This is a genomic window from Mycobacterium sp. NGS68 (assembly GCF_059812195.1).
Genome location: NZ_JCALCE010000029.1, coordinates 41,529 through 64,575 on the forward strand (window position 1 = coordinate 41,529; position 23,047 = coordinate 64,575).

A 23,047-nucleotide genomic window follows, 5' to 3' on the forward strand; every position below is an offset into this window, starting at 1 on the left:
GATAGATCCGTGTATTACCTGCTGATCCTGGCGGTCGGGTTCGAACGCTTGGCCGAGCTGGTGGTATCCAAACGCAACGCCGACTGGTCTTTTGCCCACGGCGGCAAGGAGGTTGGCCGCGCCCACTATCCGGTGATGGTCACCATCCACACCGCGCTGTTGCTCGGCTGCGTGCTGGAGACCTGGCTGCTGCATCGGCCGTTCCTCGGCTGGCTCGGCTGGCCGATGCTGGCCGTGGTGGTGCTCAGCCAGGGGCTGCGCTGGTGGTGCATCACGTCGCTGGGCCGACGCTGGAACTCCCGGGTGATCGTCCTGCCCGACGCACCCCTGGTGCGGGGCGGCCCCTACCGGTGGCTGCACCACCCCAACTATGTTGCTGTGGTGGCCGAAGGATTCGCGTTGCCGCTGGTACACACCGCGTGGCTGACGGCCGCCGCCTTCACGGTGGCCAACGCGATCCTGCTGACCGTGCGCATCCGCGTCGAGAACTCCGCATTGGGATACCGATGACGGCGCGATACCGATGACGGACTACGACGCCGACCTGCTGATCGTCGGCGGTGGTCCCGCGGGTCTGGCCACGGCATTACACGCTCGCAGCCAAGGGCTTTCGGTGATCGTCGCCGAGCCGCGGGAAACTCCCATCGACAAGGCGTGCGGCGAGGGCCTGATGCCCGGCGGGCTGGCCGAATTGACGTCGCTCGGCGTGGATCCGTCCGGCCTGCCGTTCCACGGGATCGCGTACGTGAGTGAACGCCGTCGGGCCGAGGCGCGGTTTCGCACCGGCCCGGGGCGCGGCGTGCGGCGCACCACGCTGCACGCGGCGCTGGCGGCGAGGGCCAAAGAGCAAGACACGGAGTGGATCCGGGAGCGAGTGACCGACGTCGAGCAGGACGCTCATGGCGTCGCGGCCGCCGGCATGCGCTGCAGGTGGCTGGTGGCGGCCGACGGGCTGCACTCGCCTGTCCGGCGGGCCGTGGGGATCAAGGCGAAGGCCGGAACGCCGCGGCGCTACGGCGTGCGTTGGCATTACCGCGTGCCGCCGTGGTCGGAGTTCGTCGAGGTGCACTGGTCCCGCTGGGGCGAGGCATACATCACGCCCGTGGAACCGGACCTTGTCGGCGTGGCGATTCTGTCCCGCGGCCAGCCCTCGCTGGAATGGTTTCCGCAGCTAGCCCAGCGACTGCGCGAGGTGAGCCACGGGCCGGCGCGCGGTTGTGGCCCACTGCGGCAAGTGGTTTCGCGCCGGGTCGCCGGGCGCGTGCTGCTGGTCGGCGACGCGGCGGGCTACGAGGACGCCCTGACCGGCGAGGGCATCAGTCTGGCCGTCAAGCAGGCCGGCGCGGCCGTGCGCGCCATCGTCGACGATGCACCTTCGTCGTATGAGGCTGCGTGGCACCGGGTTACCCGCAACTACCGCTGGCTTACCCGCGGCCTGGTGCTGGCCAGCGCGCCCCGCCCGGTGCGGCGCACGATCGTTCCGGCGGGCACGCTGCTGCCCGGGCTGTTCCGCTTCGGCGTCAACGTTCTGGCGTCCTAGCGGGCCTTCCAGACCGGTTCGCGCTTCTCGGCGAACGCCAGCGGCCCCTCGCGGGCGTCTTCGGACCGGATGAGCGTCCGCATCTCGTTCATGGTGCGAGCCCAGCCCGGCTCGTCGGCGACGATGACGCCGTCGTCGACGCCGTAGGCGATGCGCTTGCTGGCCTGCACCGACAGCGGCGCGTTCGCGGTGACCCGCGCGGCCAGCGCGAGCGCCGCGTCCAGCGCCGAACCCGCCGAGACCACCTTGTTGATCAGGCCCCATTCGCAGGCCTGGGCCGCCGTCAGCGGCTCACCCGTCATCAGCAGTTCCATCGCCACCTTGCGGGGCAGCTGGTCCATGATCCGGAAGACACCGCCGGCGGCGGCGATCAGCCCGCGCTTGACCTCCGGCAGCCCGAATTGCGCGCGCTCGTCGGCCACCACCAGATCGCTGGCCAGCGCCAGCTCCGTCCCCCCGCCCAGCGCGGTGCCGTTGACCGCCGCAATGGTGGGTTTGTCGGTGAAATGGTGCACGTAGCCGGCGAAGCCCCATTCCGGGCGGTCCGGGTGGTAGATGTTCTCCCGTCTCGAGATCGCCTTGAGGTCGGCCCCGGCGCAGAAGGACTTGTCACCGGCACCGGTGAGCACGACCGCCCGCACGTCGGGGTCGTTCTGCGCCGCCTCCAGCGCATCCCCGACGCCGATGCTGACGGCCGCGTTCACCGCGTTGCGGGCCTCCGGCCGGTTGATCGTGATGACCAGGACGTTGCCCCGGTGCTCGACGAGAGCACCGGGTTGCCCGGCATCTGTCACAGGAGTTCCAGAATGGTGGCGTTCGCCTGGCCACCGCCCTCACACATGGTCTGCAGGCCGTACTGAATTCCCTTGTCCCGCATGTGGTAAAGCAGCGTGGTCATGATCCGCGCGCCCGATCCGCCGAGCGGGTGGCCCAGCGCGATCGCGCCGCCGTTGGGGTTGAGCCTGCTCTCGTCGGCGCCGATGTCCTTGAGCCACGCCATCGGGACCGGCGCGAAGGCCTCGTTCACCTCGTACGCGCCGATGTCGCCGATGGACAGGCCGGAGCGCTTGAGCACCTTCTGGGTGGCGGGGATCGGCGCGGTCAGCATGATCACCGGGTCGGCACCGGCCAGCGTGGCGGTGTGCACCCGGGCGATCGGCTTGGCGCCCAGCTCCTTGGCCTTCTCGGCGGACATGAACAACAGGGCGGCCGAGCCGTCGGAGATCTGCGAGGAGTTGCCGGCGTGGATCACACCGTCCTCCTTGAACGCCGGCTTCAGCGAGGCCATCTTCTCCATCGGGGTGCCCCGGCGGATGCCCTCGTCCTTGAGCACGGTGTTGCCTTCGGAGTCCTTAATGCCCACGATCTGGTCGTCAAAGGCACCGGAATCCTGTGCGGCGGCGGCCTTCTCGTGCGAGTCCAGGGAGAACTGGTCCAGGTCGAGGCGGGACAGTCCCCACTGCTCGGCGATCATCTCCGCGCCGATGCCCTGGTTGGGGATCTTGCCCTCGTAGCGGCTCAGGAACGCGTCCGGGTACGGCCGTCCGCCGTTGGCCAGCGACGCGCCCATCGGGGTGCGGGACATCGACTCCACACCGCCGGCGACGACGACGTCGTAGTGGCCGGCCACCACGCCGGCCGCGGCGAAGTGCACCGACTGCTGGCTCGAGCCGCACTGGCGGTCGACGGTCACGCCCGGCACGGTCTCCGGCCAGCCCGCCGTCAGCAGCGCGGTGCGGCCGATGTCGAGGGCCTGCTCACCGGCCTGCATGACGCAACCCCAGATGACGTCGTCGACGAGCTCGGGGTCGATGCCGGCCTTGGTGACCAGACCGTTGAGGACCTGCGCGGACAGCTCGGCGGGGTGCACCCCCGACAGTCCTCCGTTGCGCTTGCCGACGGGTGAACGTACTGCCTCGACGATGACGGCTTCAGCCATGAGTGGGTCTCCTTTGACACATGCTTGGGAAATAGCGACTTGAATCGATTGTCAACCAAGGGGTTGGCCGGGCGGCGGCCGGGGGTGGTATGGCGCGGCGGCCAGGGTGCAGCCAGCCCTCGCGAGGGCGCTCAAAATCGCAGGAAAACACCGGTCGACGCCACATTTTGAGGCCCGTCGCGGCGCCGACATGCAATTTGAGGCCCCTCGCGACGGCCAACACGCAGCCAGCCCGCCGCCGACGGCGCCAAATCCCTAGCCCCGCTTACCCGGCGGGATACCCCACCGACTTGATCTCGGTGTACTGGTCGAAACCGGCGATGCCGTTCTGGCGGCCCACCCCGCTGTCCTTGTACCCCCCGAAGGGGGCGTCGGCGGCGTACGCGGCGCCACCGTTGACGCCCATGAAGCCGGCCTTGATCCGGCGCGCCACGGCCAGCGAGCGTTCCAGCGAACCCGACATCACGTTGCCGGCCAGGCCGTACTTGCTGTCGTTGGCGATGCGGATCGCGTCCTCCTCGTCGTCGAACGGGATGACCGACAGCACCGGGCCGAAGATCTCTTCCTGGGCGATCGTCATCGAGTTGTCGACATCGGTGAAAAGCGTCGGGCGGACGAAGTATCCCTTGTCGAAACCGGTTTCGGCGTCCGGGCCGCCGACCAGGGCGGTGGCGCCTTCCTCGACACCCTTGCGGATGTAACCCATCACGCGGTCGCGCTGCCGCTCCGAAATGACCGGCCCGCACAGGGTTCCGGGATCCTGCGGGTCGCCACAGGTGACGTTCTCGTAGATGCTCTTGAGGATCGCCACCCCCTCCTCGTAGCGCGACCGCGGCAGCAGCATCCGCGTCGGGTTGGCGCAGCCCTGCCCCGCGTGCATGCAGGGGGCAATGCCGATCGCACAGCCCATCCCGAAGTCGGCGTCTTCCAACACGATCGTGGCCGACTTGCCGCCGAGTTCGAGGAACAGCCGCTTCATGGTGGCCGCGCCCTTTTCCATGATCCGCTTGCCGACCACCGTCGACCCGGTGAACGAGATCAGGTCGACCTTGGGCGACAGCGTAAGTTCCTCACCCACAAAGTGATCCGACGCGGTGACGACGTTGACGACGCCCGCCGGGATGTCGGTCTTCTCGGCGATCAGCCGACCCAGCCGGGTCGCGTTGAACGGCGTGTTGGGCGCGGGCTTGAGCACGACGGTGTTGCCGGTCCCGAGCGCCTGGCCGAGCTTGTTGATGGTGACCTCGAACGGGAAGTTCCACGGCACGATCGCGCCGACCACGCCCACCGGCTCGCGCCAGACCTTGATGGTGGTGTTCGTGCCGGTGAGGCTGATCACCCGGTCACCGAGGTCGGTCTCCCACGCGTACTCGTCGATCAGGCGGGCCGGGTACTTCAACCCGTCGGCCAGCGGCGCATCCAGCTGGGGGCCGAACGTGATCGCCCGGGGAGCGCCGACCTCGAGGATGAGCTCCTCGCGCAGCTCCTCCTTCTCCTCCTCGATCGCGTCGTGCAGCTGCAGCAGGCACCGCTTGCGCAACTCGCGGTTGGTCGACCAGTCGGTCTCGTCGAAGGCGCGCCGGGCGGCATCGATGGCCCGGTGCATGTCTTCCTTCGACGCGTCGGCGACCTCGCCGAGGGACTCCTCGGTCGCGGGGTTGATGTTCGTGAAGGTGCCGGCCTGGCCGTCGACGAGCTTGCCGTCGATCATCATCTTCGGCTCGAATCGGACCTTTACAGCGTCGGTCATATTTGTCACTCTCTGTTGACTCGTACGAAGGGCTACGGAGAGCCTTACTGGAAACTAGCCGATTGGCAAGCTGCCAGGTTTTTCGGGGCCTGACTACTGAGGATCGAACACCACCGGCACCGACGTCGGCGATCGGAAGACCTGCCCGCGGACGTGCGGGTCGTCGGCGTCGGGGTCGAGCCGCAAGTTCGGCAGCCGGTCCAGCAGCAGGTTGATCGCGGTGCGCATCTCGAGCCGCGCGAGGTGCATGCCCAGGCAGACGTGGACGCCGTGTCCCCAGCCCAGATGGGCCCGCGCCTGCCGGTGAATGTTGAACGTGTCGGGATCGGGATAGCGATCCTCCTGCCGGTTCGCCGAGCCCAGCATCGGCATCACCGTGGCGCCGGCCGGGATCGCCACCCCGCCGAGTTCGGTGTCGCGGGTCGCCACCCGGGTGATGGTGAGCAGCGGCGGCTCCCAGCGCACGCCCTCCTCGATCGCCTGCGGCAGCAGCGACCGGTCCGCGCGGACGGCGTCCAGCTGCGCGGGATCGGACAGCAGTCCCAGCAGCAGGCTCCCCAGCGACCGGTACGTGGTTTCCACGCCGGCGGGCAGCAGCAGCCGGAGGAAGGAGAAGATTTCCTCGTCGGCAAGCTTCTGGCCGTCGATCTCGGCCGCGCCGAGGGCGCTGATCAGGTCGTCGCGCGGCTCGGCGCGCCGCGCCTCGAGGATCGGCGCGAAGTACTCGCACAGCGCCGCCGCGGCCGCCAGTCCGCGTTCGGGGTTCATCAGCCAACTCAGCAGCGAGATCGACCAGCGCTGGAACTGCGGGTAGTCCTCCTCCGGCAGGCCCAGCAGGCCCGCGATGATCTGGCTCGGATAGTCGAAGGTGAACTCCTTCACCAGATCCGCCTTGCCGTTGGGCGCGAACTTGTCGATCAGGCCGTTGGCCACCCGTGCGACCAGCTCGTCTTGATACCGCGCTAAAGACTTCTGCGAGAACGCCTTCGACACCAATGACCGCAGCCGGCCGTGGATCGGTTCGTCCATGCCGAGCATCACGCCCTCACCCAGCACCGGACCGAACGCCGCGATGACGGCCGCCGAGGAGAACGTCTCGTTGTCGCGCAGCATCTGTTGGACGTCCTCGTGGCGGTACACGATGAACATCGGCAGCGACTCCTCGTGCGGAAGCGCCCCCGACGTCTCGAGCCGCTGCACCGGTTCCTCGCGGCGCAGCCGCGCCAGCTCGGTGTACGGGTCGCGCACGTCGCCGGAGATCGCGTCGTCGAAGGCGCCGAAGTCCGCCAGGTCGTCGAAAAGCTGTTCCATCAGTGCTCCTTAGTCCTTCTTCTTCAGCGCGGCCAGGCGCTGCAATAGCGGCGCCGGCAGCACGCGTGCGACAGCCACCATCGCTTTCTGGCCGACCGTCAGCGGCCATGCCCCCTCCCGCATCGAACCCTGCCGGGGGATGCCCAGCACGACCCGCGACATGTGGTGCATGCCGATGGCGGGGAGAATCCGGTTGGACGCCAACAGCATCGAGGCGTCCGGGCCCACCCCGCGACGGCGGAACGGGCCAGTGTCGGCGAGCGCCTTGACCAGGCCGTCGGTGAACCGTTCGGGCGCCCTGGCGAAGCGCATCGCGAACCGCCCGCGGGTGTTCATCGTGGTGTGCAGTCGGGCGTAGGGGCCGCTGAAGTTGCGGTCATCGGTGGTGCCCGCATCGGTGATGATGTCGGTGTCGTACGTACCGGTCACCAGGACGGTGACGCCCAGCCCGAACGGCGCGATCTCGCACGCCAGCGACTCGCCCCACCGCTCCAGCGCGCCCTTTGCCGCGGAGTACGGCGCGGTACCGGGCTGACCGCGCACCCCGGCCGTGCTGGCGACCATTACGACGCGGCCCTCACCCGCCGCCCGCATGGCGGGTAACAACGCCTTCGTCAATTCGACGGGGCCGATGACGTGGGTGGCGAACATGTTCTGCCACAACGCCACATCGGTCTCTTCCACCATGCCGGCCGACGAGATGCCGGCGTTGTGGACCAGGGCGTAGGGCGCGCCGACGGCATCCTCGATCGCCTTGGCGGCGGCCGCGACCGACGTGAAGTCCGTGAGGTCGAGCTGGACGCCGATCAGCCGCCCGTCGTCCGCGTCGGCTCCGGTTTCGCTGCGCAGCAACGCCATTCCCTTCTCGGGCGTGCGCATCGCCGCCACCACGCGCCAGCCCTCCCGGTAGAGGCGCACCGCCGACGCGAAGCCCAGACCGCGGGACGCGCCGGTGATGACGACGGCGCGCGGCTCACCCATGCCGGCTCGGGGATGCGCAGGCGCCCTGGCCAGGTGGCGGCGGGTCGACGTGCGGCCGCCCGTTGGGCTCCCCGCTGGCCCACGTCGACCAGATGCCCACCGAGTAGGGCCCCTGCGCGCCCGCCTTTTCGTAATAGCCTTGCGGGTCATACACTTTGGCTTCCGGATACGGCCAAGGGCAGGCGACCGAGGTGGCTGCGTGGCTCACTTTGATGGCCCAGAACCACGCGCCGTAGGCGAAGTAGGACACGTTGATGATGACGAACATCACCAGGAACGTGCCGAGCACCGGCCGGCTCGGGAAGACCTTGGCCTTCGCGGCCAGCTTCTCGGCCACCGACTTGCCCGTGTCGTCGCGGTAGCACAGGATCGCCGCCGGGATCATCACGAAGGTCACCGAAAACGACTCCCAGATCAGCGGGAACTGGAAGGTCGTGCCGGTGAATATCGAACCCCACGGAATCACCTGGGAATAGATGTACATCCCCCAGTGGACCAACGTGTTCTCCAACAAGGCATCCATGACGAACCCGATCACCAGGACTATCGTGCCCAGGCAGACCAGGGGGTGCCGCGATACAAAAGCCTCCGGGCCTTTTCTCGCCTGCAGCTTGCGCAGGATCCAGACCCCCGGGAAGTAGGGGCCGAAATAGAACATCACATAACCGAATACGACGAACGGTTCCACCGTCGGCGAAAGCGACACCAACGGCCACGACTCCGGCCAGTGGATGAGGTCGGGGTTGTAGACCGCGAACGGCGACCAGTTCATGATCGGGTCCTGCCAGACGATCAGCGTGGTGCACAGGAACATCAGCATCGCCGGACTACCCGGATTGCGCCGCCAGCCCCGGATGAACACCACCAGCAGCACGACCAGCGCCACCGCGGTGGCGCTGTCCAAGAACGTGATGTAGTCCAGGCCGAACGTGAATCTGACCGGTCGCGGCCGGCCTTCCACGTTCGGGTTGGCGACGCGCGGGTCGAGGGCGGTGCGGCAGTTCACGATGAAGAAGAGCGCGAACGCCGCCAGTGCGGCGCCGGCGATCCACGGGCCCCATCTCCTGCCTTCGCGCGTCTTGGCAGTCGTCTCGTCTGACTTCACCGGTGCTGCCATGTGTTCAGTCGTCCTCTCCGAAGCGATCGACCAGGTGGGAGTTGGTGCCGTCGGCGTCCAGCGTCCGCGCCACCAGATAGCCGGCGCCCATCCAGGCCCGACGGGTCCATTTGCCGAACGACACCCGGGTGCCGGGTGCGCCCGAAGCGGCGGGCATCATCTTGACCCGCTCCAACGCCTCCTTGACGCCGCGCGGGCTCAGCGGATGCGCGTCGGAGAAAGCCCGCACCAGCGTCGCGGCGACGTCCCGATTGACCACCGTCACACAGAATTCGGGACGACTGCCGTCGTACTTCTTCGCGTAGGCGTCGAGGAAGTTCTGCCCGATCTTGTTCGCCTCGTCGTACTGGTCGACACCGATCCAGCCCATGAACGCGTTCCACATGATCGGGTTGACCCACGCGTTCTGCCACGCGGTGGTGGTGAAGCGGGGCGGATCCCAGTCGACCGCCTGCAGCGCAGGGTTGATGAACACGATCCCGAAGCCGAATCCCAGGTGCACGATCGCCTCAGCCTTGGCATCGTGCAGGGTGCGGACCGCGTCGTTGATGTCCTGGGCCGTCTGTGCGACGGCGACTTCCGCCACGATCCGAATGCCCTTGCGCCGACACGCACTTCGCAGATTCTTGAGGTAGCTCTCACCGATGAGGCTCTGCTCGACAAGGACGCCGATTTCGGCGAGTCCGCGCTTGGCAATGAGGTCGGCCAGGAAGATCGGCTCATCGGTCATCGATCCCTGGGGGAATGCGAAGGTCCACTCACCCAGCCAGTCGTCGGTGCCCGTCACGCTGATCGCGGGCACCTTGAACCGTTCCTCGATCGCTTCGCGCAACGGCACGCAGTTGTCGGTGATGTTCGGACCGAAGACCACAAGGCAGCCCTCGTCGACCAATTCGCCATAGGCATCGATCACCGCTTTGACCGACCCCTTGGGCAGGCCTTCGACCTCGCGATAGATCATCTGCACGGGGCGGTCCATCACGCCTTGGGCGACCGCCTCCTCGAAAATTAGGTCGAAAGTCTGAGTGAACGAAGCGAACAAGTCCTCCGGAAAGCCTGGCGGGAGCTTGAAGTCCATCAGGTAGCCGACCTTGATCGGCTCCGCGGTGCTCTCGTAGGACATTTGGCGGCCTCCCGGTTAAATGCTCGCTAAACCTAATATTTGTTCGGACGTGTCAGCTCCCGGCGCCCCCACCGAGATACACCTCGACCATCTCGCCGAGGGCCCGGCCCACGGCCACGTCGTCGGTGAGCGGCCCGGCGATCGCGGCGCGCGCCGCCTCCGGAAGGGTGAGGCCCTCGGCGACCAGCCGGCCCGCCGCGATGAGCACGCGCGTCGACGCGACCTCACGCAGCCCGCCGGTTTCCAGGCGCCGGATGGCCTGCCCGAAGCGCACCAGCTCGGCCGCGGTGGCGGCGTCCACATCCGCCTCGTGCGCGACGATCCCCTCCTCGACATCGGCTGCGGGGAAACCGAATTCGACGGCGACCATGCGCTGCCGGGTGGAATCCTTGAGGTCCTTGAGCACGCTCTGATAGCCGGGGTTGTAGGACACCACCAAACCGAATCCGGGTGCCGCGTCCAGGGTCACGCCCAACCGCTCGATCGGAAGCTGCCGCCGGTAGTCCGCCAGCGGATGCAGCACCACGGTGGTGTCCTGCCGGGCCTCCACGACCTCGTCGAGGTAGCAGATCGCACCCTCGCGCACCGCCTTGGTGAGCGGTCCGTCCACCCACACCGTCTCGTCGCCGCGCAGCAGATACCGTCCGACCAGGTCTGCCGTGGTGAGGTCGTCATGGCAGGCGACGGTGATCAGCGGCCGGCCGAGGTCGTGGGCCATGGCCTCGACGAAGCGGGTCTTGCCGCAGCCCGTCGGCCCCTTGAGGACCAGTGCCAGGCCCTGGCGGTAGGCCGCCTTGAAGATGGCCTCCTCGTTGCCGATCGCCTGGTAATAGGGCCGCACCCGCACCGCCTCACCGGTCACGCCATTGCGGTGCGCGAGTCCGGACTCGTTGGCCATAACTCCCCTTCTCCCACCGTGTTGATTCAAGAGCGTAACCGGAACAGATGTTTGTTTCAATCAGGACACCCGGCGCCGCACCTCCGCCGAGCGCAGCGCGGACCGGAACAGCGGTCCGATCACCCCGGCGAGTTGTTCCGGGCGCGCCACCGTCGCATGTGCGGCGCTGCCGAACACCTTTCGCAGCGACGCCACATCCGTTCCCGCGCCGACGGTCAGGCAGACACAGCCGGTGCCCCGGCGGCGGGCCTCGGTCAGGGCGCGGCGCGCGTCCGCGGCACCGTAGGCCCGCTCGTACCCGTGGTCGTAGGCGAGTCCGTCGGACAGCACGACCAGCAGCCGCCGGGAGGTGCCGCCGCGCGCCTCCAGGACGGTCGAGCCGTGCCTGATGGCCGCACCGAGGCGTGAGTACGCGCCGGGTTCTAAGCTGTTGAGCCGCCGGATGACGCGGGTGTCGAGGTGGTCGTCGAATCGCTTCACGGGCACCATGCTCACCGCGCCGCGCCCCTGTGAGTAGTACGCATAGAGCGCCACCCGGTCACCGAGGTCGTGCAGCGCGACGGCGAGGTTGGCGACGGCCGCCCGCTGCTGCTCATGCACCGTGCGCCCAACCGTGCCCGGTTCCGCGGCCGACCCCGACACATCCAGCAGCAGCAACACCGACAGGTCACGCCGGCGCCGCAGGCTGTCGAGGTACACCGCCTCGTCGGGCACCGAGCCCGCCCGCACCTCGACGCGGGCTTCGACCGCCGCGTCGATGTCGATGTCGTCGCCCTGCGCCTGGCGATGACGGCGGTGCAGTCCCATCCCGAGTCGTGACAGCGGCCGCCGGACGCCGATGGCGCCCTCGATGGCCTGGGTCGCGTGCGCCTTGATCTCCGGTTCGACCTCGCGCACGGTGCACCAGGCGGGCCGGTACCGCTTGCGCGTCGCGTCCCATTCCGGGTACCGCACACCGTCCGCCTGCGCGGCCTGGGCCGCCTTGTCGGCCTGTTCGTCGTCGCTCGAGGACGAGGCCAGCGACGACACGGCGTGCAGGCCGCGTTTGGCGGAGTTGGTGCGATGTGTCGGGGCGTCCGCGCCGGGCGGCCCGCCGCCGCTGCCGGTCTTCCGTGCGGACGACAACATCTTCTTCAGCCACTTGCCGATGAAGCCGCCGCCGCCGATCGGGCTGGTGAACAGATCCGGGTCGTCGGAATCGTCGACCTCGCCATCATCAAGCTCGTCGAGCTCCTCGAGTTCGGTCCTGCCCCGGCTGCGCGGGACGTGTTGCGGACGCGTTTCTTCCTGCTGCTCAGGCCGTTTGGGGTACGCGGCCAGCACCTTGGCCGGGCGGATCACGCCGAACTCCGGCGCCGGATCGTCGATCGCGGACCGGCCGTCGGCGATCCGCAGCGAGGCCGCCGGCGAGTCACTGCGGCCGGCGATCTCGCGGTTGCCCAGCGACGCCAGGCCGCGCGGCAGCAGGTCGGCGTTGGCGACCAGCGCGCGGTGCCCCTCGATCGCCAGGTAGCGCCGGGCCAGCTTCGGATGGCGGACCAGCGGGCGCACGACGTCGGCGTCCAGGCTGCCCGCGGCGATCAACGACGCCTGCACGGCCACGGCCTGCAAGGCCCGTCCCGCGGTATCGAGGTGGATCGTCCGGCCGTCGGTCCACGCGGGTTCACCCGGCGGCAGCGGGGCCACCGCGACGGGCCGGCCGGCGAGCACGGAAGCCAGCATGCCCAGCGCCTGCAACCGGTCGCCGGGCGCGTCGTCTGCCACGCTGGTAACCTCCCGGCCGCGCCGATCATGATCGACCAAATATCTGTTCCACCGTAAAGTCCGCTGGCAGCGCAGTCAATCAGGAAGGACGCCACGCGCCGTGGATGAGAGCGACGACTCTGGGTGCGCGACGCCGCGCCACGACACCGCGGATCCCTCCCTGCGGCCGACCGCTGGCGTGTGACGGCGTTGACCAAATATCTGTTCCAACGTAAAGTCCGCCTTGGCTTGGCCGCAGTCAATCGCGTGAGGTCGAATAGCAGACGTGGACTTCTCCTACCCGCCGGAAGTGGAACGCTTCCGAGATGAGCTGCGCGCCTGGCTGTCGGCGAACCTGACCGACGCGCTGATCGCCGCCCGCCGGCCTACCGGCCGCGACGACACCGCGTTCGAGGCGCTGCGCGTCTGGAACGCGACAATGGCCGATGCCGGATGGGCGGCCGTCTCCTGGCCGGAGGAGTACGGCGGCCGCGGCGCGACGGTGCTCGAACAGCTGGTCTACACCGAGGAGACCACCCGTGCACGGGCGCCGTTGCCGCTCAACGTCATCGGCATGAACAACATCGCCCCGGCGATCATGCAGTACGGCACCGAGGCGCAGAAGAAGACGCTGCTCCCCCGCATGATGCGGGCCGACGACATCTGGTGTCAGGGCATGTCGGAACCCGAGGCCGGCTCCGATCTGGCGTCGCTGCGCACCCGTGCGGTGCGCGACGGGGACGATTTCGTCGTCAACGGCCAGAAGATCTGGACGTCGCTGGGGCATCGGGCCGACTGGTGCCAGCTGTACGTGCGCACCGACCCCGATGTCCCCAAGCACCAGGGGATCTCCTGCCTGATCGTCGACATGAAGCTACCCGGCATCAAGGTCCGCCCGCTGGTCACGCTCAACGGCGACGCCGACTTCGCCGAGGTGTTCTTCCACGACGCGCGCGTGCCCGCGGACGCGTTGCTCGGCCCGCTCAACGGAGGCTGGCAGGTCGCCACCACCACGCTCAGCCACGAGCGCGCCGGGGCGGCACGGCTGTACGCCGAGCTGCAGGTCCGGCTGGAGGAGCTGGTGGCGGACTTCGCCGCGGCCGACGCCGGGCAGGACCCCGTCACCGTGCGCCGCCTCGGCGAGTTGGCGGTGCGCATTAAGTATCTGGAAGTGCTGTGCCAGCGCTCGATTTCGGCGACGCTGCACGGCGGCTCGGACATGGCCGCATTCGGAACCGCGAGCCTGGCCAAGACGGTGTGGGGCGAGATCGGGCAGGACCTGGCCGCGCTGGCCTTCGACGTGCTGGGCGCGCGCGGGCCGAAGCGCTGGGCGGACTACCGGCTGACGTCGCGCTCGCTGACGATCGCCGGCGGCACCACGCAGATCAACAAGAACATCACCGCCCAGCGCGTCCTGGGGCTGCCGCGCAAATGAACCTCGAGCTGAGCGAAGAGCAGGTCGCGCTGCGCGACACCGTCCGGCGCTTTCTCGCCGAGAAAGCGCCGATCTCCGGGCACGTGCGGCCGCTGCTGGACGATCCGACCGGCGTCGACGACGCGGTGTGGCAGGGCCTGGCAGGCCTGGGCGCGACCGGCCTGCAGGTGCCCGAGGCATACGGCGGGGCGGGCATGACGATGGTCGAGGCCGGCGTCGTCGCCGAAGAGCTCGGCGCCGCCCTGCATCCGGGGCCGTGGCTGTCGAGCGCGGTGGCCGCGACGCGGCTGCTGACCCGGGCCGGCGCGGGCGCCGCGGGCGCCGAGCTACTCGCCGGAATCGCCGACGGCACCACGATCGCGACGGTCGCTTCCCTTGGCGAGCAGTCCCCCGCAAGCGGGAGGTGCCCCCAGCAAAAGCCCCTCATTTCGCCCCGAAATGGGGGCTTTTGCGTCTGCTCGCCGGCGGTGGCCGTGCCCGACGCCGCCGCCGCCGACATCCTGCTGGTGCTCGCCGAACACCGCGACGGCATTGGGCTTTTCGCCGTCGATACAAACTCCGACGGCGTATCGGTGACACCCGAACCCGGGATCGACCAGACCCGCAAGCGCTCTCGGGTGAGCCTCGACGACCCCGCCGCCCGACTGCTCGCCAGCCCGTCCCCAGAGGCCGTCACGGCGGCCGTCGACGACGTGCTCATCGCCATGGCCGCCGACGCGCTCGGCGCCGCCCGCGCCGTCATGCAGCTGGCCATCGAATACGCCAAGGTGCGAAAGCAATTCGGGCAGCCGATCGGCTCGTTCCAGGCGGTTCAGCACCTATGCGTCGACATGTACGAAACCGTCGAACTGGCCCGCAGCGGCGTCATCCACGCGTTGTGGGCCGCCGATAACGCGGATCCCGACGAGCGGCACCTGGCGGCGCTGCGCGCCAAGGCGTTCGCCGGGCGGCTGGCCACCGTGGGCGACACCGCGATCCAGGTGTTCGGCGGGATCGGCTACACCTGGGAGCACGACGCCCACCTCTTTCTCAAGCGGCTGCTGGGCTGGAGCGAATTCCTCGGCGGCCCCGACGAATACCTCGCCGAGCTCGGCGCGCGCGTCACTCAGGCGAAAGGTGTCGCCACATGATCGGTTTCACCGACCAGGTCGCCATCGTCACGGGGGCGGGACGAGGATTGGGCCGGTTGTACGCGCTCGAGCTGGCCCGGCGCGGAGCCGCCGTCGTCGTCAACGACCTGGGTGGCGCCATGCACGGTGACGGCGCCGACCCCAGCGTCGCCGACGAGGTCGTCGCCGAAATCGAAAGCGCCGGAGGGGTTGCGGTGGCCTCGCACGACTCGGTCGCCAGCCCGGAGGGGGGCGACGCGATCGTCGGGCTGGCCGTGGAGCGCTTCGGGCGACTGGACGCCGTGGTGAGCAACGCGGGCATCTTCAACAGCGTCCCGTTCGACGAGCTGTCCGCCGAGCAGTGGCGGCGGATGCTCAACGTCCACCTGGACGGCGGATTCTATTTGAGCCAGCCGGCCTACCGCGTGATGAAAAGGCAACGCTACGGCCGGTTTGTCTTCATCTCCTCCTCCGGCGGGATGTTCGGGCAGCCGCTGGAGTCCCACTACGCGGCGGCCAAGGCCGGGTTGGTCGGATTGTCCAACGTGATCGCGATCGAAGGCGCCGACCACGGCATCCTGTCCAATACCGTGCTGCCGTTTGGGTTCTCGCGCATGGTCACCGAAACCGTGGGCGACCCGAAAGCCCTTGAGGAGATCGGCTTTCTGAGCATCATCAAGCCCGAGCTGGTGGTGCCCATCGTGGTGTACCTGGCGAGCCGGGCCTGCGACTTCAGCCATCAGAACTACTCGGCCTGCGCCGGCCGCTTCGCCCGGGTCTTCGTCGGCCTCGGCGAGGGCTGGCTGGCCCCCGACGCCGACGACACCCCGACCGTCGAAGACATCGACGCGCACCTGTCCGAGGTGTCGGCGACCGAGCCATTCACCGTGCCGGGCTCGATCTTCGAGGAAGTCTTCGCGGTGGCCGCCCAACGTGGCGTAGGCACCTGATGATGGACATCGACTACCTACTCACCGCCACCCGTTCGGCGCGCAAGACGCTGGACCTCGACGCGCCCGTCGACCTCGCCGAAATCCGCGACTGCCTGCGCATCGGCCTGCAGGCCGCCAACGGCTCGAACGCGCAGTCGTGGAAGTGGTTGGTCGTCACCGATCCCGGCAAGCGAGAACGGATCGCCGGGCTCTACCGCGAGTCCTACCTGCTTCGAGTCGGCGGCCAGTTGCTCGCCGACCTGATGCCGGCCGGCACGCCGGAGACCCGGCTGATGTCATCGACGGAGTGGCTGGTGGCCAACATGGCGCGGGTGCCGGTGCTGGTAATCCCGTGCTACGAGCCGTACCTGCCGCGCATCGACGGCGACGAGTCGTTCCACCTGGCGACGCTCTATGGCTCGATCTTCCCGCCGGTGTGGAACTTCCAGCTGGCCCTGCACACCCGCGGCTACGGGACCTGCGTCACGACCCTGCACTTGCACCGCGAACGCGAAGTGGGGCAGCTGCTGGATATCCCGAAGAACTACGTACAGGGCTGCCTGTTGCCGGTGGCGCGGCTGCGTGCCGGGCACCGGTTCACGCCGGCCCGGCGGCGGCCCGTCGACGAGGTGGTCGCGCTGGACGATTGGGACGGTCCGCCGCTCTAAGATGGGTCCATCAGCGCAGTCAGCAGCGCATTTCCCGCCGCAATTCTGATAGCCTTTACCAAAGATTTGGTTCACCGGGAGGACAGGTGCAGATGGCCAAAGCCGATGCACCGGACCAGGCCCGCGGCGCGGCGGACACGGGGACCCGCCGGACCGAGATCCTGCAGACCGCCGCGTCGCTCATCGCGTCGTCGGGATTGCGCACCTCGCTACAGGAAATCGCCGACGCGGCAGGCATTCTCCCGGGCAGCCTGTATCACCACTTCGAATCCAAAGAAGCGATCCTCGTCGAGCTGATCCAGCGCTACCAGGACGACCTCGACCGCATCGGGCGCGACGCGCAGGCCCGGCTCGACGAACCCGACGCGCGTCCCGCCGCCGAGAAAATCACCGAGTTGGGCGTGGCCATCGCCGACTGCGCGGTGGAGCATCGGGCGGCCCTGCAGATGTCGTTCTATGAGGGCCCCAGCGCGGACCCGGAGCTGACGAAGCTCACCCGGCAGCAGCCGACGGCCATCCAGGAGGCGATGCTGCAGACGCTGCGGGCCGGCCGGTGGAGCGGCTATATCAGGCCCGACATCGACCTTCCGGTGCTTGCTGACAGCATCTGTCAGTCGATGCTGCGGGTAGGGCTGCATGTCATCCGGGACAAGGCTGCCGCCGATCAGGTGGCGCGGCTCATGTGTCGAATCATCTTGCAGGGGTTGGCCGCCCGCCCACCCGCCGACGCGGCGCTGGATCGCTCCAAGGCCTTTGCCGCCGCCAGCGCCGTCATCGACGAGTGGGCCGACGACAGCGCCGCCGACCCCAGCGACAAGGCGGCCCACCTGCGTGCGGTCGCGCGCACGGAGTTCGGACGCAAGGGCTACGAAGTCACCACGATCCGGGACATCGCCTCCGCGGCCGGTCTGGGCACCGGCACCGTCTACCGCGTGATCGGCTCGAAGGACGAGTTGCTCGACTCGATCATGCGGTCGTTCGGCCAGAAGGTGGAGGCCGGTTGGGTCGCCGTGCTGCGCTCGGACGCGACGCCCGTCGAGAAGCTCGACGCGATGAGTTGGGTGCACGTCAACGCGCTGGATCAGTTTTCCGACGAGTTCCGCATCCAGCTCGCCTGGATGCGGCAGTCGCCGCCGACCACCAACCCGGGTTGGTCGTATCCCACCCGGCTGCGGCAGATGAAATCGCTTCTCTCCGAAGGGATCCGGTCGGGTGAGATACGCATCGAGACGCCGTCGACCGCGATGCTGGCGCGCTGCGTCATCGGCATGCAGTGGATACCGGAGAACATCCTGCGTGCCATCGGGATCCGGGCCTCGCTGCTGCACGCCCGGGACACGGTCCTACGTGGCGCGGCGGTGCCTGGCAAGTAGCGACCCCGGTGTTGAACCAAACAACTGTTACTCCTACAGTAGGGCCAGTAGAACCGCATTGGCGGTCACCGAGAAGGGGATTTCCATGACAGTTGTGGATCGGCTGCGTTATGACGGCAAGCGGGCGCTCGTCGTCGGCGGCGCGACGGGCATGGGCGCGGCGGCCGCGAAGTCGGCCGGGGAGCTCGGCGCCGAGGTCATCGTGCTGGACTACGCCCCGGTGAACTACGACGTCGCCAAGTCGATCCAGGTGGACCTGCGGGACCCCGCGTCGATCGACGCCGCGCTCGAGCAACTCGACGGTCCGGTCCACGCCGTGTTCTCGGCCGCCGGGATCGCCGACGGGACGACCGACCTGATGGCGATCAACTTCCTCGGCCACCGCTACCTCATCGAGCGCCTGATCGAGAAGAACCAACTGCCGTCGGGCTCGGCGATCTGCTTCATCTCCTCGGTCGCCGGCATGGGTTGGGAGAACGACCTGGAGCTCCTGACGGAGTTCCTGGCCATTCCGGACTTCGCGGCGGCCCAGGACTGGGTCAAGGCCCACGAGTCCGAAGGCGTCATCCACTACGGCTTCAGCAAGAAGGTCGTCAACGCCTACGTGGCGACGCAGGGCTACCCGTTGCTGAAGAAGGGCATCCGGATCAACGCCATCTGCCCGGGCCCTACCGACACCCCGCTGGCGCAGGCCAACGCCGATCTGTGGCTGACCTTCGCGCAGGACTACCGCGACGAGACCGGCTCCAAGGTGCACACGCCGGAGCAGATGGGCGACGTCATGGCGTTCCTCAACAGCGCCGCCGCATTCGGTATCAGCGGGATCACGCTGCTGGTGGACTACGGCCACACGATGGCTTCGTTGACCGGCGCCTACCCGCCGGGCAAGCCCATCATTGACCTGATCATGGGGCGCGTGAAGCTCTAAGCGCGCTAGCGTCGAACGTATGGCGCGCATCATCGTGTTCGGCGGCCACGGCAAGGTCGCCCTGCAATTGGCCCGCATCCTCACCGACCGCGGCGACGACGTCAGCTCGGTGTTCCGCAACCCGGACCACGCCGACGACGTGGAAGCCACGGGCGCGACGCCGATCACGGCCGACATCGAACAGCTCGACACCGACGCGCTGGCCGAGCTGGTGGCCGGCCACGACGCCGTGGTGTTCTCCGCGGGCGCGGGCGGCGGCAATCCCGCGCGCACCTACGCCGTCGACCGCGACGCCGCGATCCGGATCGTCGACGCCGCCGGTCAGGCGGGCGTCAGGCGGTTCGTGATGGTCTCCTACTTCGGCGCGGGACCCGACCATGGCGTTCCACCGGAGAACTCGTTCTTCCACTACGCCGAGGCCAAGGCCGCGGCTGACGAGCACCTGCGCGCCAGCGCCCTGGATTGGACCGTGCTGGGGCCGGGCCACCTGACCCTCGATCCCTCGACGGGACGGATCACTGTCGGCGACGCACAGGGCCGCGGCGGTTCGGTGTCGCGCGCCGACGTCGCGCTCGTCGTCGCCGCCGCGCTGGCCGATGACTCGACGATCCGCCGGACCATCGAGTTCAACAACGGCGACGTCCCCATCGCCGAGGCGCTAGCGGGCTGACGAGCCGGGATCCAGGTCGCGTACCTGCTGTGCCAGCCGCTGCGGACGCAAAAGTGGTGCGTTGTGGTCGAGCCCGGGTAGCACGAGTGCGTGTGCGCCTGGCGTTGCGTCGGCGATAGCGCGCGCTGCGCTGCCGAAGGCGGCCGGACTCCGCTGCCCGGCAAGGACATCCATGCGCATCGATACGGCGCCGTAGGTCGAAGCGGGTCCGTCCAATCCCAACATCTCCCGCCCTTCGAAAATGGTTGTCGGTATCAGATCTCGCTCCTGACGCCATACCGTGTTGAGCAGGGTCCGCGTCAGGGCAACCGCCACCGGTAGCGGGAGACGAGCCCACCCGCCCAGTTCGCGCATGAGTTCGGCCAGAGCGCGGACATGCTGTCCTTCCTCCGCCAGGCGCGTTACTCGCGAGAAAAATGGCGGCAAGGAGCCGTCTACTCCGACCCCCGCGTCGTACGTCACAACCCAACTCAACTGTTCGGCGGTGGCTCGAATGGCCGTTTGTAGCGCGATAAGACCGCCGTAACTGTGCCCGAATAACAGCCGCGAATGCGTCGCCTCCAGCGCGGCGAAGGTGTCGTCACACTCACGATCCATGCTGTAGGCCGAGCCCTGGGGACCGCTGTCGCCCCGGCCCCGCCGATGCACGAGGTGGACGGTGTAGGAGGTTGCCAATCGTCGCGCGAAGCGCCGGTAGCGTACCGGCGGAACCAGTCCCCCTGTCAGGACGACCAGCCCGGGTCCGGAGCCGATGCTGTCGATGGCGATCGCCGTGCCATCCGCCGACGTGACAAACGATTGCTCGAAGCCGCGCGCCGTCATCCGCACTCCGATCCGTCGCGGTTACGTCAGCGGGAGTTTAGCCACGACCGACCCGCACGGTAGTGTTAACGGCGCAGTTGGTTTGCTGACGCCCTGCTGGGCGCCGGCATCGAGCGAAGCACGTTAACAGTGCCTCGCGAGAGGGAACCCGGTGAAAGTCCGGGACTGTCCCGCAGCGGTAAGCAGGAACGACCGCCGTCAAATAGCACTGGTCCAGAGGGACCGGGAAGCGACGGCCAGTAGGAGCACCTCCGGGTGCGCGCCTGTGAGTCCGAAGACCTGCCGGCTGTGCCGGGCGCGCCGCGTCCGGCGGCACATCGCCTCGTGGAATGGGCGTTTGGCCTTCGGTTGCGGATAGCACCCCGCGGGTGCGCGCCGTCGACCGTTTGGCTGCGCGTCCGCGGGCGGTGACCACACCGTCGATTCGAAGGACGCGCTAGTGACACAGCAACCATTCACCGCCACCATTACCGGCTCGCCGCGCATCGGCCCCAAACGCGAACTGAAGCGCGCGACCGAAGGCTACTGGGCCGGCCGCACCAGCCGCTCCGACCTGGAATCCGTCGCCGCGACGCTGCGCCGCGACACCTGGTCTCACCTGGCCGAGGCCGGCCTGGACTCGGTGCCGGTGAACACCTTCTCCTACTACGACCAGATGCTCGACACGGCGGTGCTGCTCGGCGCGCTGCCGGGCCGGGTGGCCGAGATCCCCGACGAGCTGGACCGCTACTTCGCGGCCGCGCGCGGCAATAGGGACGTCGCTCCGCTGGAGATGACGAAGTGGTTCGACACCAACTACCACTACATCGTTCCCGAGATCGAGCCCGCGACCAAGTTCGCACTGAACCCCGACAAGGTGCTCTCCGAGCTGAAAGAGGCACTCGGTCAGGGCATTCCAGCGCGTCCGGTAATCATCGGGCCGATCACCTTCCTGTTGCTGTCCAAGGGCGTGAACGGCGGCGGCGCACCGATCGAGCGACTGCAGGAACTGGTCCCGATCTACGCCGAGCTGCTGTCGCTGATCGCCGATAACGGCGCGCAGTGGGTGCAGCTCGACGAGCCGGCGCTGGTCACCGATATCTCCCCCGACGCGCCCGCGCTGGCCGAGGCGGTCTACAACGCGCTGGGCTCGGTGAGCAACCGGCCCGCCATCTACGTCGCCACCTACTTCGGCGACCCGGGCGCGTCGCTGGCCGGGCTGGCCCGCACGCCCGTCGAGGCAATCGGCGTCGACCTGGTCTCCGGCGCCGACACGGCGATTGCCGCGGCGCCGGAGCTGGCGGACAAGACCGTCGTCGCCGGCGTCGTCGACGGTCGCAACATCTGGCGCACCGACCTGCAGGCGGCGCTGGACAGGCTGGCCGCCCTGCAGGGTTCGGCGGGGTCCGTCGCCGTATCGACGTCGTGCTCGACGCTGCACGTGCCGTACTCGCTGGACCCGGAAACCGATCTGGACGACGCGCTGCGCAGCTGGCTGGCGTTCGGTGCGGAAAAGGTGCGCGAGGTCGTCGTCCTCGCCCGCGCCCTGCACGAGGGTCGCGACGCCGTCACCGACGAGATCGAGGCATCCAACTCGGCCGTCGCGTCCCGCAAGAAGGACCCGCGCCTGCACAACGAGCAGGTCCGGGCCCGCATCGACTCGATCGTGGCCTCCGGCGCGCACCGGGGCGACGCCGCGCAGCGGCGGGCCAGCCAGGACGCGCGCCTGCACCTGCCGCCGTTGCCGACCACGACGATCGGCTCCTACCCGCAGACCTCGGCGATCCGGAAGGCCCGCGCGGCACTGCGGTCCGGCGAGATCGACGAGGCCGAATACGACCGCCGGATGAAGCGGGAGATCGCCGACGTCATCAAGCTGCAGGAGGACCTCGGCCTGGACGTGCTGGTGCACGGCGAGCCGGAACGCAACGACATGGTGCAGTACTTCGCCGAGCAGCTGGACGGCTTCTTCGCCACCCAGAACGGCTGGGTGCAGTCCTACGGCAGCCGCTGCGTGCGCCCGCCGATCCTGTTCGGCGACGTGGTTCGCACACACCCGATGACCGTCGAATGGATCACCTACGCGCAGTCGCTGACCGACAAGCCCGTGAAGGGCATGCTGACCGGGCCGGTCACGATCCTGGCCTGGTCGTTCGTCCGGGACGACCAGCCGCTGGCCGACACCGCCAACCAGGTGGCGCTGGCCATCCGCGACGAGACCGTGGACCTGCAGGCCGCCGGCATCGCCGTCATCCAGGTCGACGAGCCCGCGCTGCGCGAGCTGCTGCCGCTGCGTCGCGCCGACCAGGACGAGTACCTGCGCTGGGCCGTCGGGGCTTTCCGCCTGGCCACCTCCGGCGTCGCCGACTCGACGCAGATCCACACGCACCTGTGCTACTCGGAGTTCGGCGAGGTGATCGGGGCGATCGCGGACCTCGACGCCGACGTGACGTCCATCGAGGCCGCACGTTCGCACATGGAGGTGCTCGACGACCTGAACGCGGTCGGCTTCTCCAACAGCGTGGGCCCGGGCGTCTACGACATCCACTCCCCGCGGGTGCCGAGCGCCGAGGAGATGGCCGCGTCGCTGCGTGCCGCGCTGAAAGCCGTTCCCGCCGAACGGCTCTGGGTCAACCCCGACTGCGGCCTGAAGACCCGCAACACCGACGAGGTGACCGCGTCGCTGCAGAACATGGTCGCCGCCGCGCAGGAGGTGCGCGCCGAGTAGG

The 23,047-nt window shown here is 68.6% G+C and carries 20 protein-coding genes and 1 riboswitch; of the genes, 10 read left to right on the top strand and 10 right to left on the bottom strand.

The annotated features are described in order from the left end of the window. Positions 1-9 precede the first annotated feature (9 nt). Entirely contained in the window at positions 10-510 is a 501-nt protein-coding gene (locus AC5Y5V_RS24545) for an isoprenylcysteine carboxyl methyltransferase family protein (protein ID WP_499940550.1), read from the top strand. 13 nt (positions 511-523) lie between these two features. After that, positions 524-1,540, top strand: coding sequence for an NAD(P)/FAD-dependent oxidoreductase (locus tag AC5Y5V_RS24550; protein ID WP_499940552.1), 1,017 nt, complete (start codon positions 524-526; stop codon positions 1,538-1,540). Here the strand turns inward: AC5Y5V_RS24550 and AC5Y5V_RS24555 are convergent. From AC5Y5V_RS24555 to AC5Y5V_RS24595, 9 genes are all read right to left on the bottom strand, one after another. Further along, on the bottom strand, positions 1,537-2,334 hold the full coding sequence (locus AC5Y5V_RS24555; protein WP_499940553.1) for a crotonase/enoyl-CoA hydratase family protein: 798 nt from the start codon (positions 2,332-2,334) through the stop codon (positions 1,537-1,539). The two genes, AC5Y5V_RS24550 and AC5Y5V_RS24555, sit on opposite strands and share 4 nt — an antisense overlap. Further along, positions 2,331-3,479, bottom strand: a complete 1,149-nt coding sequence (locus AC5Y5V_RS24560) for a thiolase family protein (RefSeq protein ID WP_499940554.1) — start codon at positions 3,477-3,479, stop codon at positions 2,331-2,333. Before AC5Y5V_RS24560 ends, AC5Y5V_RS24555 begins: the two co-directional genes overlap by 4 nt. Positions 3,480-3,744: 265 nt before the next feature. Continuing rightward, the gene (locus AC5Y5V_RS24565) at positions 3,745-5,229 is read right to left on the bottom strand and encodes an aldehyde dehydrogenase family protein (protein ID WP_499940556.1); all 1,485 of its coding nucleotides are present in this window, start codon (positions 5,227-5,229) and stop codon (positions 3,745-3,747) included. Positions 5,230-5,322: 93 nt separating this feature from the next. Next, positions 5,323-6,540 (bottom strand): cytochrome P450, encoded by a 1,218-nt coding sequence (locus AC5Y5V_RS24570; RefSeq protein ID WP_499940557.1) that lies wholly within the window; start codon positions 6,538-6,540, stop codon positions 5,323-5,325. A 9-nt stretch (positions 6,541-6,549) separates the two neighbouring features. Next, the gene (locus AC5Y5V_RS24575; protein WP_499940558.1) at positions 6,550-7,521 is read right to left on the bottom strand and encodes an SDR family oxidoreductase; all 972 of its coding nucleotides are present in this window, start codon (positions 7,519-7,521) and stop codon (positions 6,550-6,552) included. Further along, positions 7,514-8,638 (bottom strand): spirocyclase AveC family protein, encoded by a 1,125-nt coding sequence (locus AC5Y5V_RS24580; protein ID WP_499940559.1) that lies wholly within the window; start codon positions 8,636-8,638, stop codon positions 7,514-7,516. Before AC5Y5V_RS24580 ends, AC5Y5V_RS24575 begins: the two co-directional genes overlap by 8 nt. A 4-nt stretch (positions 8,639-8,642) precedes the next feature. Next, on the bottom strand, positions 8,643-9,761 hold the full coding sequence (locus tag AC5Y5V_RS24585; protein WP_499940560.1) for an ABC transporter substrate-binding protein: 1,119 nt from the start codon (positions 9,759-9,761) through the stop codon (positions 8,643-8,645). Between the two features lie 52 nt (positions 9,762-9,813). Next, positions 9,814-10,659, bottom strand: coding sequence for a CbbQ/NirQ/NorQ/GpvN family protein (locus AC5Y5V_RS24590; protein ID WP_499940561.1), 846 nt, complete (start codon positions 10,657-10,659; stop codon positions 9,814-9,816). Positions 10,660-10,719: 60 nt separating this feature from the next. Continuing rightward, a complete protein-coding gene (locus AC5Y5V_RS24595; protein ID WP_499940562.1) occupies positions 10,720-12,423 on the bottom strand; it encodes a nitric oxide reductase activation protein NorD in 1,704 nt (567 codons plus the stop codon). Positions 12,424-12,688: 265 nt separating this feature from the next. Here AC5Y5V_RS24595 and AC5Y5V_RS24600 point away from each other — a divergent pair, with 265 nt between their 5' ends. The 7 genes from AC5Y5V_RS24600 to AC5Y5V_RS24630 all read left to right on the top strand — a co-directional run bounded on the left by AC5Y5V_RS24600 (position 12,689) and on the right by AC5Y5V_RS24630 (position 19,517). Beyond that, positions 12,689-13,837, top strand: a complete 1,149-nt coding sequence (locus tag AC5Y5V_RS24600) for an acyl-CoA dehydrogenase family protein (protein WP_499940563.1) — start codon at positions 12,689-12,691, stop codon at positions 13,835-13,837. Continuing rightward, positions 13,834-14,967, top strand: a complete 1,134-nt coding sequence (locus AC5Y5V_RS24605) for an acyl-CoA dehydrogenase family protein (protein WP_499940564.1) — start codon at positions 13,834-13,836, stop codon at positions 14,965-14,967. Before AC5Y5V_RS24600 ends, AC5Y5V_RS24605 begins: the two co-directional genes overlap by 4 nt. Beyond that, positions 14,964-15,896 (top strand): SDR family NAD(P)-dependent oxidoreductase, encoded by a 933-nt coding sequence (locus AC5Y5V_RS24610; RefSeq protein ID WP_499940565.1) that lies wholly within the window; start codon positions 14,964-14,966, stop codon positions 15,894-15,896. Before AC5Y5V_RS24605 ends, AC5Y5V_RS24610 begins: the two co-directional genes overlap by 4 nt. A 2-nt stretch (positions 15,897-15,898) precedes the next feature. After that, positions 15,899-16,546, top strand: a complete 648-nt coding sequence (locus tag AC5Y5V_RS24615; RefSeq protein WP_499940566.1) for a nitroreductase family protein — start codon at positions 15,899-15,901, stop codon at positions 16,544-16,546. Between the two features lie 92 nt (positions 16,547-16,638). Continuing rightward, entirely contained in the window at positions 16,639-17,919 is a 1,281-nt protein-coding gene (locus AC5Y5V_RS24620; protein WP_499940567.1) for a TetR/AcrR family transcriptional regulator, read from the top strand. Between the two features lie 85 nt (positions 17,920-18,004). Continuing rightward, on the top strand, positions 18,005-18,847 hold the full coding sequence (locus AC5Y5V_RS24625; protein WP_499940568.1) for an SDR family oxidoreductase: 843 nt from the start codon (positions 18,005-18,007) through the stop codon (positions 18,845-18,847). A gap of 19 nt (positions 18,848-18,866) precedes the next feature. Then, on the top strand, positions 18,867-19,517 hold the full coding sequence (locus tag AC5Y5V_RS24630) for an SDR family oxidoreductase (protein ID WP_499940569.1): 651 nt from the start codon (positions 18,867-18,869) through the stop codon (positions 19,515-19,517). On the opposite strand, the gene AC5Y5V_RS24635 is transcribed toward AC5Y5V_RS24630, so the two are convergent. Beyond that, on the bottom strand, positions 19,506-20,339 hold the full coding sequence (locus AC5Y5V_RS24635; RefSeq protein WP_499940570.1) for an alpha/beta fold hydrolase: 834 nt from the start codon (positions 20,337-20,339) through the stop codon (positions 19,506-19,508). The two genes, AC5Y5V_RS24630 and AC5Y5V_RS24635, sit on opposite strands and share 12 nt — an antisense overlap. A 71-nt stretch (positions 20,340-20,410) precedes the next feature. Next, positions 20,411-20,631, top strand: a riboswitch (cobalamin riboswitch). Between the two features lie 147 nt (positions 20,632-20,778). Here AC5Y5V_RS24635 and metE point away from each other — a divergent pair. Continuing rightward, positions 20,779-23,046, top strand: a complete 2,268-nt coding sequence (gene metE / locus AC5Y5V_RS24640) for a 5-methyltetrahydropteroyltriglutamate--homocysteine S-methyltransferase (RefSeq protein ID WP_499940571.1) — start codon at positions 20,779-20,781, stop codon at positions 23,044-23,046. Position 23,047 lies beyond the last annotated feature (1 nt).

Bases quoted from the DNA above. Each gene is read 5' to 3' on its own strand.
- AC5Y5V_RS24550 (WP_499940552.1), top strand. From the start codon at position 524: ATGACGGACTACGACGCCGACCTGCTGATCGTCGGCGGTGGTCCCGCG.
- AC5Y5V_RS24560 (WP_499940554.1), bottom strand. From the start codon at position 3,479: ATGGCTGAAGCCGTCATCGTCGAGGCAGTACGTTCACCCGTCGGCAAG.
- AC5Y5V_RS24565 (WP_499940556.1), bottom strand. From the start codon at position 5,229: ATGACCGACGCTGTAAAGGTCCGATTCGAGCCGAAGATGATGATCGAC.
- AC5Y5V_RS24570 (WP_499940557.1), bottom strand. From the start codon at position 6,540: ATGGAACAGCTTTTCGACGACCTGGCGGACTTCGGCGCCTTCGACGAC.
- AC5Y5V_RS24575 (WP_499940558.1), bottom strand. From the start codon at position 7,521: ATGGGTGAGCCGCGCGCCGTCGTCATCACCGGCGCGTCCCGCGGTCTG.
- AC5Y5V_RS24580 (WP_499940559.1), bottom strand. From the start codon at position 8,638: ATGGCAGCACCGGTGAAGTCAGACGAGACGACTGCCAAGACGCGCGAA.
- AC5Y5V_RS24585 (WP_499940560.1), bottom strand. From the start codon at position 9,761: ATGTCCTACGAGAGCACCGCGGAGCCGATCAAGGTCGGCTACCTGATG.
- AC5Y5V_RS24590 (WP_499940561.1), bottom strand. From the start codon at position 10,659: ATGGCCAACGAGTCCGGACTCGCGCACCGCAATGGCGTGACCGGTGAG.
- AC5Y5V_RS24605 (WP_499940564.1), top strand. From the start codon at position 13,834: ATGAACCTCGAGCTGAGCGAAGAGCAGGTCGCGCTGCGCGACACCGTC.
- AC5Y5V_RS24610 (WP_499940565.1), top strand. From the start codon at position 14,964: ATGATCGGTTTCACCGACCAGGTCGCCATCGTCACGGGGGCGGGACGA.
- AC5Y5V_RS24615 (WP_499940566.1), top strand. From the start codon at position 15,899: ATGGACATCGACTACCTACTCACCGCCACCCGTTCGGCGCGCAAGACG.
- AC5Y5V_RS24620 (WP_499940567.1), top strand. From the start codon at position 16,639: ATGGCCAAAGCCGATGCACCGGACCAGGCCCGCGGCGCGGCGGACACG.
- AC5Y5V_RS24625 (WP_499940568.1), top strand. From the start codon at position 18,005: ATGACAGTTGTGGATCGGCTGCGTTATGACGGCAAGCGGGCGCTCGTC.
- AC5Y5V_RS24630 (WP_499940569.1), top strand. From the start codon at position 18,867: ATGGCGCGCATCATCGTGTTCGGCGGCCACGGCAAGGTCGCCCTGCAA.
- AC5Y5V_RS24635 (WP_499940570.1), bottom strand. From the start codon at position 20,339: ATGACGGCGCGCGGCTTCGAGCAATCGTTTGTCACGTCGGCGGATGGC.